The organism is Nitrosospira sp. Nsp14 (assembly GCF_900113575.1).
Taxonomy (GTDB): Bacteria; Pseudomonadota; Gammaproteobacteria; order Burkholderiales; family Nitrosomonadaceae; genus Nitrosospira.
The window spans coordinates 18,610-32,719 of record NZ_FOPV01000007.1 but is presented as its reverse complement, the minus strand read 5'-3'; the positions used below and the strand labels follow the sequence as shown (position 1 = coordinate 32,719).

General features: G+C 55.7%; 13 protein-coding genes. 3 read left to right on the top strand and 10 right to left on the bottom strand.

The genetic code is table 11. The annotated features are described in order from the left end of the window. On the bottom strand, positions 1–2,658 hold the full coding sequence (locus BM022_RS06055) for a glycosyltransferase family 39 protein (protein WP_371264299.1): 2,658 nt from the start codon (positions 2,656–2,658) through the stop codon (positions 1–3). A 269-nt stretch (positions 2,659–2,927) separates the two neighbouring features. Between BM022_RS06055 and BM022_RS06045 the strand changes: the two genes are divergently transcribed. From BM022_RS06045 to BM022_RS06035, 3 genes are all read left to right on the top strand, one after another. Continuing rightward, the gene (locus BM022_RS06045; protein ID WP_091137725.1) at positions 2,928–3,305 is read left to right on the top strand and encodes an exosortase system-associated protein, TIGR04073 family; all 378 of its coding nucleotides are present in this window, start codon (positions 2,928–2,930) and stop codon (positions 3,303–3,305) included. Positions 3,306–3,478: 173 nt separating this feature from the next. After that, positions 3,479–4,549 (top strand): phosphotransferase, encoded by a 1,071-nt coding sequence (locus BM022_RS06040; RefSeq protein ID WP_091137723.1) that lies wholly within the window; start codon positions 3,479–3,481, stop codon positions 4,547–4,549. A 183-nt stretch (positions 4,550–4,732) separates the two neighbouring features. Next, positions 4,733–5,401, top strand: coding sequence for a hypothetical protein (locus BM022_RS06035; protein WP_091137722.1), 669 nt, complete (start codon positions 4,733–4,735; stop codon positions 5,399–5,401). 69 nt (positions 5,402–5,470) lie between these two features. Here the strand turns inward: BM022_RS06035 and BM022_RS06030 are convergent, their stop codons facing one another. From BM022_RS06030 to BM022_RS05995, 9 genes are all read right to left on the bottom strand, one after another. After that, positions 5,471–6,211, bottom strand: coding sequence for a PEP-CTERM sorting domain-containing protein (locus BM022_RS06030; RefSeq protein ID WP_091137720.1), 741 nt, complete (start codon positions 6,209–6,211; stop codon positions 5,471–5,473). A gap of 545 nt (positions 6,212–6,756) precedes the next feature. Next, positions 6,757–7,245 carry a hypothetical protein gene (locus tag BM022_RS06025; protein WP_091137718.1) on the bottom strand — a complete coding sequence of 163 codons (489 nt, stop codon included), beginning with the start codon at positions 7,243–7,245 and terminating at the stop codon, positions 6,757–6,759. Between the two features lie 64 nt (positions 7,246–7,309). Continuing rightward, a complete protein-coding gene (locus BM022_RS06020; protein ID WP_091137717.1) occupies positions 7,310–7,933 on the bottom strand; it encodes a DsbA family protein in 624 nt (207 codons plus the stop codon). 111 nt (positions 7,934–8,044) lie between these two features. Continuing rightward, entirely contained in the window at positions 8,045–9,859 is a 1,815-nt protein-coding gene (gene typA, locus BM022_RS06015; protein WP_091137715.1) for a translational GTPase TypA, read from the bottom strand. Positions 9,860–10,083: 224 nt separating this feature from the next. Further along, positions 10,084–10,224 (bottom strand): hypothetical protein, encoded by a 141-nt coding sequence (locus tag BM022_RS15450; protein ID WP_177191640.1) that lies wholly within the window; start codon positions 10,222–10,224, stop codon positions 10,084–10,086. 92 nt (positions 10,225–10,316) lie between these two features. Continuing rightward, positions 10,317–10,784: a YMGG-like glycine zipper-containing protein gene (locus BM022_RS06010; RefSeq protein ID WP_091137713.1), complete on the bottom strand. Its 468-nt coding sequence runs from the start codon at positions 10,782–10,784 to the stop codon at positions 10,317–10,319. Between the two features lie 68 nt (positions 10,785–10,852). Next, the gene (locus tag BM022_RS06005; RefSeq protein WP_091137712.1) at positions 10,853–11,350 is read right to left on the bottom strand and encodes a hypothetical protein; all 498 of its coding nucleotides are present in this window, start codon (positions 11,348–11,350) and stop codon (positions 10,853–10,855) included. A 601-nt stretch (positions 11,351–11,951) separates the two neighbouring features. After that, the gene (locus BM022_RS06000) at positions 11,952–12,785 is read right to left on the bottom strand and encodes a hypothetical protein (RefSeq protein WP_091137710.1); all 834 of its coding nucleotides are present in this window, start codon (positions 12,783–12,785) and stop codon (positions 11,952–11,954) included. A 494-nt stretch (positions 12,786–13,279) separates the two neighbouring features. Continuing rightward, a complete protein-coding gene (locus BM022_RS05995; RefSeq protein ID WP_143079539.1) occupies positions 13,280–14,005 on the bottom strand; it encodes a carbonic anhydrase in 726 nt (241 codons plus the stop codon). Positions 14,006–14,110 lie beyond the last annotated feature (105 nt).

Below are 14,110 nucleotides of genomic sequence, written 5' to 3'. Positions count from 1 at the left end.
TTAGACCGGATTGTAACCATACGCCACCCGGTAATAAACGCGCCGCAGGGGCCGCTTGTCCCGGTAAATGACCAGCTCCTGCGTCGGACCAGGGCGGACAAGGGATGGCGTGATATTGTCAACGCCATGAATATCATGTTCCAACTGGTGGGGCTTCATGCCCACCAGAAGGATGGGCCGCGTGGTCGGCGACTGGGATGGATACCAGAAATCGTACGCCGCCGCGCTTTGATGGAACATGTTGCGCGCGCGTATCTCCATGGGCTCCGCCTTGTTGCCGTAAAAGGACAACGCGGCGGAGACCGACCATTTGCTCATGCCGACGACAATAGGTTTTTGCCCAGTCTGATGCTGAATCTCCGCTGCCAGCTTCTCGATTTCAGGAACTGTTTCATGCCAGAAGTAGTGTTCGGCGAATCCCTTGTAGGGAACGCCAGGGATGCCGAGCGTGACATAGTGCAGCGCGATTGCATAGACAAACAGACAAACCACGATAGTCGGCTTCCACGCCGCCGCTACCCGACGTGTAATATTGCGCCAGTTCCCCGCCGAACCCATCATCCACGCGATCGTGGGCAACACAGCAAGCCATACGGGAGCGGTCCAGTGGAACTTCGGCGCACCAACAAGGCTAAGACCAAAGAACACCGCCAATGGCACAACTGTAAATACCCGCACGAATAGCTGCCGCCTGTTTGCGTAGGGGCTGGGGCGTTGGTCCCGTCCTGGCCATAGAGCAAGGGCAGCGGCCAGAAGACCCACTGGCGTCAACATCAGCAGCATGTGGAAAAAAAGCAGGTGCAGCGAAAATTGATTCCCGATCCCCGTAGCTCGCTCGGATTGGAATAAAATCGATGCCCAGCCGTTTTCCATATTCCAGATGATGACCGGGGAAAACAGCAATAGCGCAAGCGCGGCGGCGAGATATGCGTGCGGCCGGCGAAGCCAGCGGCGGGACTCCGGATCAAGCACCACAAATACCAACGCCGCCACACCCATCAGGCCCAGCGTATATTTGGACAGAATACCCAGTCCAAATGCAATGCCCATGCCCAGCCATGCCCAGCGGCGATCGGCTATCAATGCCCGTTCCATGTAATACAAGGTGGCCGCCCACGTTGCCATCAATGGCGCATCGGGGGTCATAAGAGCCCCGGTGACACAACCGAAAGGCAGTACCGCGAGCAGTAGAACGGCGCGCATCGCGGTCGACTTATCGTACAGATTATGAGCTAGCGCATACAGATAGCCCATCGCGATCAGCCCGCATATGACAGCCCCGACGCGCACGCCGAACTCATTGTCGCCAAAGAGTCCCGTACCCAGCCAGATGAGCCAAGCAACCATCGGCGGGTGATCGAAAAAACTCAGATCCATATGCTGCGCATAGTTCCAATAGTAGGCTTCGTCGGGAATCAGCTGCGCCGCGCCTATGTAGATCAGACGCAATAGCACCGCAAACGCGACGATTCCGAAAGAGGCTACCCACCAGCGCACATCAGGAAAACTGAAAGCCGACCCGGCCGAAAACACATAGAAGCCGGAGCCGAGGTAAAGGATGACAGCAGCGGCGACGATGGCCGGAAAAATCGCTATGAACGCCGGGATGTGCCAGGCATTAACCAGCAGGGCCAACACACCGCCACGCATCGACAACGCGAGCATGCTGACGAGCACAAAGCGCCCGATTTGCGGCGAGCGCATGCGGCCGTCGTTTTGCTGAGTCCGACGTGACGATTTCGAATACAGAAAATAGCTGACCGCTACAGCGGGAAGAAAGCTGAGGATATGGGCCATGGCCAGCCCCGCTCCCTGACCCGTGAGCGAAAGAAACAGTACCGCGTCGATTATGGCACCCAACAGCGCGACCGCCGCCAAGCGGCTGCCGGCACCGGGCGCAACTGTGCTGCCTGTAAGCGTCATCAGGCGTTGCAGGTCTCCCGCTTGCTGTTTGATTCCCGCCCGTAATGGCGCATCGTTTTCGTCGCCGAGGCGGGTGGGCACTTCCACCACCCTGAGTTTTCCCCCACCCGCCATCAGCAGCTCAGGCAGAATCCTGCCCCCGTCAGGGCACGCGGTTATCAGACGCGCCAAGTCACGCCGGAATACAAAAAATTCTGATGCTGCGTCATATCCATGGCGTAGCGGCCACGCAAGCAAATTGCCCAGGCTGCCGGTACCGGGCGGGTGGGCGTAGCGGCTGGCAATCGCAACGTCATGGCTCCCGTTCAACACCGACTCTATCAACGCTGGAAGCCGATCAAGCGGATGACTGAAATCACCACCCATTACCACGACCACTTCTCCGCAAGCCAGGGCTGTGCCGGCCAGCACGGAACGCGCGCAATCAAGCTTTTCCTCCGGCTCCACCAGGCGTATGTTCGCCCGATTTTCCCAAGCGCGCACCCTTCCCGCCACCTGCTCGCTTGAGCTATCGTTTACGACGATGACCTCAAAGCTTTCCGCCGGAATATTGGAAGCAGATAAACTCTCCATGAGCAGATCGATGCCCGCCGCATCATTAAGCGCGGCCACCACCACGGAAAACCGGATGGCGTTCGGACCCCCCGCGCCGGACGGGCCCGCCGCGGGGGGGTCCGGGGCAAAGCGAAGCGACAGGAGGCCCGTCCTATCCGTAGGTTTGCTTAACGAACTCACGTAGCTGTTATTTTTTTACGAATTGAAGGGGCATCTGCTCGGTAGATAGCGCGGCCGCGACAAGCATGCCGAAGCCTAGCATAATTATTCGAGCCGGGTATGGCTCGAATGCGCTGCAGCGACCGTCCCCGGCGGTCAGCACCCGTAAACCGGCACCCGCACAACGTTTTATTGCCGAAACCGTCAATTTTTTAAATGCCGTACCCATATCCTCAACGGTATGCTAGTATTAGACCGGCTTTAATTTATCAATCACTAGGGAGGTATCGATGAAAAACATGCTGAAATCACTGCTGATACTATCTGCACTTTTATTCATTTCGCCGCAAGCCGCCATGGCCCACGATTACGTCGAGGGCGTAGGTGACAAGCTCGCGCACGGTCTTGCGAACACGGTAACGGGACTTGGGGAAATTCCTAAGAATGTGATTATAGAAACGCATGAGAGGGGCCTGGGTTATGGCCTTACCGTCGGAACGCTGACGGGTATTGTACACGGGATTGGACGCACATTGACGGGTGCGGTCGACCTGGTAACATTTATCATTCCTACCAAACCGATTATCGAACCCGACTTCATCTGGAAAGACTGGGATAAGAAAACGCATTATATTCCCGACTGGAAGTTATCGACGGACACCAAATAACGTCGACCCCATCGATAAAAAAGGGAGCCTTGGCTCCCTTTTTTATGCCAAATGTTTACATACCGAAATTAATTCAAAAGCGTCCCTGTATATCATTCCGCCTTCAGCACATCCCGGAAAAGGCACGCCATGCTGGAGAATTGTCGGGGTAGCTGCAGGAATTCCCCCCGACAATGAAGCATGACATCCTTGCACACCGACCGAGCGACCTAACCATAGACTGGGCGCAACGAGTGGTCGGAAACAATTGCCCCGGGGTAATCGTGTCGAATGTCGCCACCGTCTCTGTCGATATCGGCACAACGACGCGAGTACGCCTGGCAATAGAACATGATGGGCCGGCCGCGATGCCGCGGCGGTGGTTTGTGAAATTGCCCTCCCTCAACTGGCGCGCTCGGGTCATTACGGCTTTACCGGGCCTGCTGCATACCGAGGTACGTTTCTACAGAGAAACGGCTCCTGCGATACCGCTTGCAGTGCCCGGATTTCTGGCGGCAGAGAGCAAGCTTGGAAGAGGCACAACTCTGGTTCTGGCGGATGTGACGGAAACCGGTGCGACCACGGGAAAGCCGGGCGACGCCCTGACTCCGGCGCAAGCAATGCTCGTCATCGAGCAGCTCGCCCGTTTTCATGCCTTTTTTTCGGATAAGGTGGCGCTCGGGGAAACCTATCGATGGCTGGCCGGTCCAGTCCGCCGGCTGGAAGATCATCTGGGCACGGCCCTGGCTGTACCACTGATGCAGCGGGGGCTGAGACTGGCTGGAAAGCTCGTGCCTGGCGCCGTACGAAGATGGGCCGTCCGCTATGCCCGGCATCGTCGCGGAGCCATGCGTTTTCTTGCAAATGCGCCGCAAACCCTGGTGCATCACGATTGTCACGCAGGGAATATATTCTGGCGCCAGTCTCAGCCGGGCCTTCTCGACTGGCAATTGGTTCGCTTTGGGGAGGGGATCGCGGATGTCTCTTATTTCCTCGCCACGGCACTGCAACCCGAAGTGCGGCGGATGCACGAAGCTCTTTTTTTGACGACTTATGCGCAGGCACTCGCTGCACACGGAGTTACCGGAATTGAACCGAGCAGTCTGTGGCAGCGATACCGGGCGCATCTCGCCTATCCGTTCGAAGCCATGATTGTCTCGCTGGCAGTGGGCGGGATGATCGAACCGGAGAGCAATCACGAGCTCATTCGCCGCGTAACCGCTGCCGTAGAAGATCTGGATGCCTTTGCTGCGATACCGATTTGACGCTGCGGTCGGATAGCATCCAGCGTAATGCGCCCGATAGATTGACAACCACATCGGCAGGCTCCGCTGATAATCCCTGTCACCCCCATGGATAGCGCAACGGCCGCCAGCGGAAGTTACTCATGCACGGCTCTTTTAAATTACGTTACACTTCAATTACGAGTGACTGCTTCCGCAAGCATAATGAGCGATATTTTCAAAACCGGGCTTGAGGCAATTGACGCTGAATGCGAAAGCGCTGCCAAAATCGAGCTGGAAAAGCTATTCGGTGACGCACGCTCCGGTCAGAAACCCCATATGCCTTCTCCTCAGGCAGTGGAGGCAATCTGGTTGAGGCTGATTACTCGAAAAGAATACGAGTTTATTCAGAAAATACGCAGCATTTTGAAACCGGCAGCCGCGGCCTCGCATCCCAGACCCAGAAAAGAACAGCTAGCCGAAATCGAGACGCTGGTTGGCTCCATGCTGGCGGAGGACCGCTATGAGGATCGAATGCAATCTTTTTTCCGAGAGGCCGCCAGGAACACGCCTGAGCAGGAGCCTTTTACTGATAGTCAGGCCAAACGGCTTGAATTGATCGATGCCACGTATCGAACGGGGGTTCGTGACGCGCTGCGCAGGGCCCGGCACAGCATTCTTGTCGAATTGAACTTGTACAAGGGCCGGGAAGCAACGGAGGATGCAGGTTTTTTAACTACATGGAGGCGTTATTCCACCTTGAGCCCGTGGCGCTCTGTCGGAACGATTGTTCTTCTAAGCTTAACCTCGTATCTGATCGCGTTCGTCATTGCCAGTGATTCCTTCCGCGCATTGCTGGAACGCTTCGGGTTTTCGAGTGGAACCGGTCTATAGTGCCAGTCGAGGATCATGGATAAGCTTGGATAAGCAATACGGCTCCTCCAATAACAACATTTGACCGATTTAATGGAGCGGTATTGCCCTAGCATTATTTTTCCTGGTGTGTTTCCTCATGCGCAGCCCTGCCAATCCGAGTAGTCCCAGCATCGTAAGCGCCAGCGAGCCTGGTTCCGGGATCGGATTGGAGGGGATTTCCTGCGGAGGCACCTCCCCGTCCGACGCGACGTATTTCAGTGAACTCTCCCCGCCAGGCCCGGCGCCAACCTGCTGGACGTGAACCATGGCGACGGAAGCCGTGCCGCTGCCGGTCACGGGGTTCAAAAAGTCATCTAACAAAACATTCCTGATTGTCCAAGAACTGGACTCGCCATCTACAAAGCGCGCCGAGGATTTGGTTGGGAAATCCAACCCAATATAAAAGTCGTAGCCGGCATCGTTCCCGGGAGGGTTTAGATCAAAATCGTTAGCCGTAACGAGCTGCGTGCCTCCAAAATTCACGAACGAAGCATTCGTCAGAGCTGAAGCTCCAGCATAAGAGAAAAGCAGTTTCGATATAAATGCGTCATCACCAATGCCGCTCTGAAGGTTATTGACCGAATTGCTGAAGCTGAAATCGACGTGGGCGCCATTCTGCGTCAGGGTGAGCTGACCCATAGAGGCGGTACCAGACACCAGACTGCCCGTTACATAGGTATTGATGTCAATAAGGAGCGCGGAGGCCGGCAAAGTCGCGGCCATCAGTCCCAGCCCGACCAGGGCACCAGCAACTGATCTGTATCCGCCATAAATTCGATTCGATTCCATAGTTAGCCTCAGCCTATTTAATAGAAAATATAAAAGAACCTATCGAATCGGTTTTCCGGGAAACTACCGTGCTCAATCGGTTTCCTTTAATCCTGTATACGAGTGCTTTCCCGGTTTTCCCTTCACTCTCGGGAATCCCAAAACTCTCCCCGATAGAACTCATCTTCCCCCAATACGCCAGCGGTGAACATTGGACTGAAGTACAAGTTTTTGAAATATTCAGCGCATGAATGGAGCAACCCGAAAAGCCCTGGGGTGGAGGCGGGAAATCGCATCAAGTAAGCAAGTAAGCTGCTTCCTCGCTGAGCTGACGCAACCGAATTACAGCACCGAGGCAGTATCAACTCCAGTATTTTAAAAAGGAAAGAAACAGGAAAACGATGAAGCGGAGGGCAAACAAAAACCCCGCCAAAGCGATATGAATCGCGGGGTTCAGCTCATCAATGAGACAAGCATGCCGGAGCGGTAATGGAGCCCCGCGTATTAACAGCCGGCAGGCCGGGCAAGATAGGCCCAATGTAACGTGCTATGGAACGTATCATGGGTCACATTGCATTCAGGTCTTGAATCGCGTCAATAACCAGTCCCGTGCCGGCTGCGATCAGCAACACATCCGCCGCCACCCGCACGTAACGATAGCCAGGTCCTGGAACCCCAAGTTGACTGATCAGGTGGGGCGGCAGCGGATGATAGATCATGCCTTGCGGCAATGGGTATCCTACTCTCCATTTTGCCTGCCCTGGCGGCATGCAGCCATTATGCTTTTTTGCCAATCCCGGTGGGCAATGTCCGCTCTGGAAGCGAGGTGTAAAATAATTATGCACGGCAAGCCGTTGGCGCTCGTCAAATCCCCGCATGGGATAGCCGTTTCTCGGGCTCCCCGCGCCTTTGCCCTTGTTCCGTTTCTCCCCCTTGTAATGCCCATTCTTGCCTGCTTTATGATTGCCGCCCGGATCAGCAGAAACAGGCGCGGAAACAAAATACATGGAGAAAGCAATAGCCAACGCGAACAGCCTCAAGCGGAAATCATGCATGGTTCAGCTGAGAAAGATGGGTTCTTAATGATTATATTAACGGCGAGTTTGCGTCTAACTGGTGCTACGCATCCGACCACTGCCAGATTTTTGGATTTAATTCCTCGAAAGAGCAGTAGCCGCTGGAAATCCGCGCATAGGAATCCCCCTGCTGCCCTATCAACGTGGGAAAACCATGCACGCCCAACTGACGCGCCTTTTGAAAATGACTTTGCGTAATATCCCGCGCCACTTGGGATTCAAATGCGTCCAGAAAGGCCTGTGCCTCAAGCCCCACGTGGACGGCCAGTTCGGATAGCACCGAGGCTTGGGTGACGTTTCTCTGCTCAACGTAGAAGGCGGATTGAATTGCGCGAAAAAAAGCGAAGGTCGCATCCGGACTGAGCTTCGAAACGGCAACCACTGCGCGACTGGCGGGCTCGGTGTCGTAAATGAACCCATCGGGCATTGCGCGCTCGAATCGAAACGGCTGTCCAGTCAGGCGATGCACGGCGTGCCAATGACCGATGATCTGTTGTCGCTGGGCTGCTGGCAGTGGATGCTCGGTGCCTGGCCGCAGCCCCCCAAGCAGTAGCTCCACCTTCAAACGCTGATCATAATCATTCCGCACGCGCTCGATCACGGGCATGAACCCCCAGCACCAGGAGCACATGGGGTCGGCCACATACCAGAGGATTTTTTCGTTCACGCCGACCAGACTTGCGCTTAATTGCCGCGGCGGATCAGCTGACCAAGAAAATGGCCCCCATGCCGCACGCCAGGCTGAACGGCGTGGCAGGCACCTGTCCGTTCGGCCGTGCTATGCAGCAGCGCGGGAAGCTTTCTTGCGTTCATGATCCTGCAGAAAACGCTTGCGGATGCGGATGGTTTTTGGGGTAATTTCCACCAACTCATCGTCAGCGATGAACTCGATGGCAGATTCCAGGGTGAGCTGAATTGGGGGCGTCAGGGTCACGGCCTCGTCGGTTCCGGATGCGCGTATATTCGTCAATTGTTTCCCTTTTATGGGATTGACCACCAGATCGTTGTCCCGGCTGTGAATGCCGATTACCATCCCCTCGTACAGGCGGTCGCCCGGGCTGACGAACATGCGTCCGCGCTCCTGCAGTTTCCAAAGCGCGTAGGCGACGGCCTCCCCTTGCTCGGCGGAGATGAGCACCCCGTTGCGGCGCGCCGCAATTTCCGGGCGAACCGGCGCATACTCATCGAATACGTGACTCATGAGGCCGGTACCCCGGGTCATGGTCATGAAGTCGGACTGGAAACCGATCAGTCCGCGCGCAGGAATACGATAGTCCAGCCGCACCCGCCCGCGTTCGTCCGAGACCATATCCTGGAGATCGCCGCGACGGGCTCCCAGTGCTTCCATTACCGCGCCCTGATGAGCTTCTTCGACGTCCACCGTCAGCATTTCGAAGGGTTCGCATTTAACCCCGTCGATCTCCCGTAGCACCACATGCGGACGCGACACGGCAAGCTCATAGCCTTCCCGGCGCATGCTTTCCAGCAAAATCGTAAGATGAAGTTCGCCCCGGCCCGAGACGAGGAATGAATCGGTGTCCCCGGTTTCTTCCAGTTTCATCGCAACATTGGTCAGAAGCTCCTTTTCGAGGCGTTCCCGCAATTGCCGGCTGGTAACGAATTTGCCTTCCTTGCCAGCAAAGGGGGACGTATTCACCTGAAAATTCATCGTAAGCGTGGGCTCGTCCACAGCAGGCATCGGTAGCGCTTCAGGCTGGTTGATATCAGCGAGCGTTGCGCCAATGCAGAGCTCTTCAATGCCGTTGATCAACACAATGTCACCCGCCTGCGCCTCTTCCAGCTGTACGCGTTCGATGCCGCGAAAACCCAGCACCTGGTTGACCCTGGCTTTCCTGGGGGTGGCTGTTCCGGCCATCACCATGACATCCTGGGCAGGTCTGAGCCGGCCGCGGCTGATGCGTCCAATGCCGATGCGCCCGACGAAGCTGGAGTAATCCAGCGCGCTGATCTGAAGCTGCAACGGTTCGTCTGCGTTGCCCGCGGGCGCTTTAACATGCCTGAGGATGATATCGAACAGCGGGCGCATATCAGCCGCGGCTTGCTTCAAATCGGTCGTGGCATAACCGTTAAGCGCCGAGGCGTAGACGACGGGAAAGTCCAGCTGTTCTTCATTTGCGCCCAGCTTGTCGAACAAATCGAACGTATGATTGACCACCCAGTCCGGCCGCGCCCCGGGACGGTCTATCTTGTTGACCACGACGATCGGACGCAAACCCAGCGCGAGCGCTTTCTTGGTTACAAAGCGTGTCTGCGGCATGGGTCCCTCGACTGCATCGACCAACAGCAACACACCATCGACCATGGACAGGACACGCTCGACTTCGCCGCCGAAGTCGGCATGACCCGGCGTATCCACGATATTGATATGTACACCTTCGTAATCGACCGCGCAGTTCTTGGCAAGGATGGTGATACCGCGCTCGCGCTCGATATCGCTCGAATCCATCACCCGGTCTGCAATGTGCTGGTGCGCAGCGAAAGAACCCGCCTGATGCAGCAGCTTGTCGACCAAAGTAGTCTTGCCGTGATCGACGTGCGCGATGATGGCGATATTGCGTATGGGACGGGACATAGATAAATTCCTTTGCCAGGACGACAAAAGGGCGGCATTATATCAGATCATGGAGAAGTACGCCCAGATAGCTACATCGCCTATTAGCCATATCCATGTACCACGGCGTCCCAGATCCAAGTTTGGAAGTTTCGGCAAACCATAAAGCAGAACGCCGTAAGAACCGGGGTTCTATCCGATGGGGTAACCACTATCTACTAATATCCGGCATCCGGTCGCTCGGCTCATGGTGCCTCTCCCTGTGCCGCCAGCTTGTCCGGAGAGCGCCCTACCTTTAAAGCGCTCCTCGGCGATAACTGTTCGCGCCCGAACTTGCCGGCTTTGGAGCGGCGGTCGATGATATCCTCCGCTTTGGCGGATGACACGGCTTAATGCCTGAGGCTCATTCCGAGCCGCAGCTGTTGTTAGCCGCTACGTGTACCCCGCCGGAGAACAGCAACCGATAGTTTGGGGATGTTTACTTGACGGTGTAGCCCTTGCCCTCAAAGCACGCTGCATAGGCACGCTGAAATTGCTGTTGCTTCTGTGCCTCGGCCTGCTCGTGCTGTGATGCAGCCTGTTGGTACTCCTCCTGTTTCCGCCGTTGGCGCGCGCCGCCCACCATGGTTCCCGCAACGGCGCCAATCGCAGCGCCCGTGCCGGCGCCGCCGGCGATGGCACCAATTATCGCTCCGCCGGCTGCCCCGCGAGCGGCGCCTCGAACCCGCTCACCTTCATGTTGCGGCGGTGGCGCTACCGCGTACTGGGTGGACTGCGCGGGGTCATGGCCCGTCTGCTTCTTGGCGAATGCATGACACTCGGTTTCATCCTTCTGCTGTTGCGCTGCCGACTGACCCTTCGCGGGATAAATAACCAGCTGCGCAACCGCCGGAGCGCTGGCAAGCGCTGCCAGCACCGCTCCGGAGATTGTCGATCTCGAAATCATCTTCCTCTTCGCCTTGTCTACTTGAAACATTCCGCTATCTATCTTGCGATAGAAGTTTGGCTATCGCATCAATACGCCAACGGAATCGCGCTAGCAAGTTCGTACCGTACAATGGCCCGGACCTTGTTCTCTATCTGAATGTAACGCGCCACCTTTACCCCAGGAAGAACCTTGCTGAGCTTGGGCACATAAGACTTCTTTAACGACGCTTCGTCGTGTTCGATATCAATCGCTTCCTCGGTAAGTTTCCGTGCCGTTGCGTCTGTGACCTGGCCTTTATTGTAGGCATCGGCATACTCATTGATCAGCTTGAGTATACGCTGGTTGATCTTTTGCAGATCCTCCTGATAGGCCTCGTACACCGGCCAGAATTTCTTTCCCTCTTCCTCGGTCAGCTCCATGTTCTTCGCCACAACAAACTTTTTATCCGCTTTTATTTTTTCACGTGCTATTTCCATGTCACTGGAACCTGCCGTGTGCCCAGCGCTAAACGCTGGCATGGCCACCATTGCAGCCAGGAGTAAAAGAACGGCGCGCAGCATGTCAAACGCATTTTTGTTTATCATTTTTACCTCCATCAGGGTTACGGTTAACAAATCGAATTTACGCGGGACTCGGTTTTCTTAAGGTCGTCCGGAAGAGTGCTATCCATTCTCGGCTGCACTTCTACCGATTTCAGTATAGCAGCAGATCAAATAACTGCTCATGTATACAATTACGCATCAGTAGATGCCATCCGCCGCAGGCGCTAGCAACCGCTTCACCGGGGCTATGAGAGTCGAATCAGGTAAGGCAGGGCCCGATCCCGCGAACTTCGGTCTGCGTCTTGCGGTGTACAATGCCGCGATGCTTGGGACGGCCATTAAACTAACAAGGGAATAAGCGGCTGTGGCAACGCTCTGGCCAAGTTCAAGGGAAGGATCAGTAGGCAACGGTACTGCCGCGGTGTATTGTGCAGCCGGATTCGGCGGGCTGGGAACTCGGGCATGTTATTGGCCACCACAGGAAACTGGCAGAGGATCGATAGTGTACTCGGAACAATACGCAGGCGCCCTAGTGCACGGAGCGCCGCTGAGATAAGCAGGCGTTGAGGGCTCCTGCAGCATGCGGGCACTCATGAACAATTGTCTATCACATTGTCGGGAAATTCATTCAAGGAAAGTGTCATTAACGCTCAACGTCCCGATCTAAACCCACCATGTTCGGATCTACCAATTCAATCCGTTGTTCGGGTGGAAAACCAAACAATGATTCGAATTCGCTTCTGCTCAGCAATTTGGCGACCTCGCGCAAGTACATATTTATCGCGTCGTTTATCTCAGCTGCAGCCTGCTTACCGGGCAGCAGGTCGATTTTCGCCTCTGCGCCCAGCTGCAATTCGGCGCCAAACTGTTCCCGGAGCACTTTCAGTTCTGCAAAACGGGCCGGCGGAAGAATCCGCCGGGCGTCTTTATCGAAATCGTCGTCAGGATCGTCCGTCATTTCATTGCTGCCTCCCCCTCCCCCAGCCCCGCCGCCATTTGGAGAGCAACTCGTTTTCTTGTCGTTCCATGCTTCTTTCTCCCGACCGTACATCTGGTAAAAGAATACACTTGCCTTGTATCCATTTGCTCCCGCCGTTGTCAACGGAACACCGGTATTGCCCTTTGTTGCCCAAAGTACCTGATTGGCAAGTTGATGACAAACACCATCAGCACCGTATGTGAATATTGTTCCTCGTGCAGCGCTATCCGTGCGTGAATCAGCGTTTGGCCGTACCAGACAGTCAGCGAATGGAATGTCCACAGCACCCGAACGCAGTGGGGCAGCCGGGTTCCCACCGGCGTGGAAGCTCCCCCAACAAAACCAGTAACGCTCCCCTCGCGCGGCGACCGCTTCGACGTCCGGTAACGGTGTAATTTGATTATCATAAGTGGTAACCCACGTATGATCGACGGGCGAATCTGACGCCCACGCTGGCGTGACCCAAACATAAGCGGTTGGTACGATTAAGTCTTTCATAGTTAGCTCGATAATTGAAGAGGCAACGTCGTTGTGCTCGACCCGTTTTTTTTAGTGAGGTACAACAAAACTCTGCATGAACGGCGTCAAACACGACCTGGTCGTTCCACCAGAGCCGTTCAAAGAGCGCACGTTTCGTAAAGCTCCTTACGACAAATTTGTCCTCTACTATGGCTGTCCAGATGCCGTCCAAATGTGAAGCTCGAAGAATACCCATTTACTTTAGACCAAAGAAAACCTATTGCAAGGTTTGTTTCCTGATCAGTAAAACTTGGACCCCTTCGTTTTTGGCACGTGGCGAAAACAGGAGCAAGCCATGAACCATTCCATTCGTCATGAACGAGACGAAGCGCCATTTTTCGGCCCGCCTTGCCCCTTTTCAGCAGGGGCATCTCAAGCGCAAGCGCCAATGCTCAAGCGCGTAAAACGCCCAGAAAGCCGATTAACGCAATAAAGTGGACCGCAATACCTTCCCACCGCAGAGGCACCTCCCTTTAACTCACCCCATCAAGGAAGCGAACTCGCCCTGTCGCCAGCTCGTACACGCCTCCTACCAGGCTTACACGTTTTTCCCGTAGCGCCCGTGCCGCTTCCGGCATTGTGGATAGTTGCTGCATCGACCACCGGACATTCGCCTCAACGGCAGCGCTCAGCAGCGCCGTCCTGTCCATGTTCAGATCGAGCTCCTTTAGCCCGGGCTTGATCAACCGGATCAGCGCCCCTACGTATTTCAGTTCCGTGGGCTTGTGGAGCATCTCCTCCAAAGTGGCGTCAACCGCGCCGCAACCTTCATGCCCCAGGACGACCACCAATGGAGTATGCAGATGGGCTACGCCATATTGAACGGTGCCGATCACGTCTGCGGCAATGATGTTGCCCGCCAAGCGGATCGTAAAGAGATCGCCGAGCCCCACGTCGAAGATCAGTTCGGGCGGCGCGCGTGAATCGCTGCAAGCCAGAACGGTGGCGAAAGGTTTTTGGGTTTTGGTCAGCAGGCTGCGCCAGGAAGCGCTTTCGTGCGCATGACGCGATACACCCTCCATGAACCGCCGGTTTCCCTTCTTCAGTCGTTCGAGCGCGCCACGGGCATCAGGCGGATTAAGCTCGGTATTCACTGATCCGGCTAAGAGGGCTTCGACCGAGGCATTCAGGGGCTTTCCAAAGCCTAAAGCACCCATGGCGATCAGCCATCGCCTTCGCGTTAGATTCGTACTCGTCACAGTACTTGCCTCATCTGATGGGGCCTCAGCCCGACAATCTTGCTCCGGCAGCGGGAGTCGCGCAATCCCAGTTTAGACCATATTTTGCGGATGTCCTGATATCTT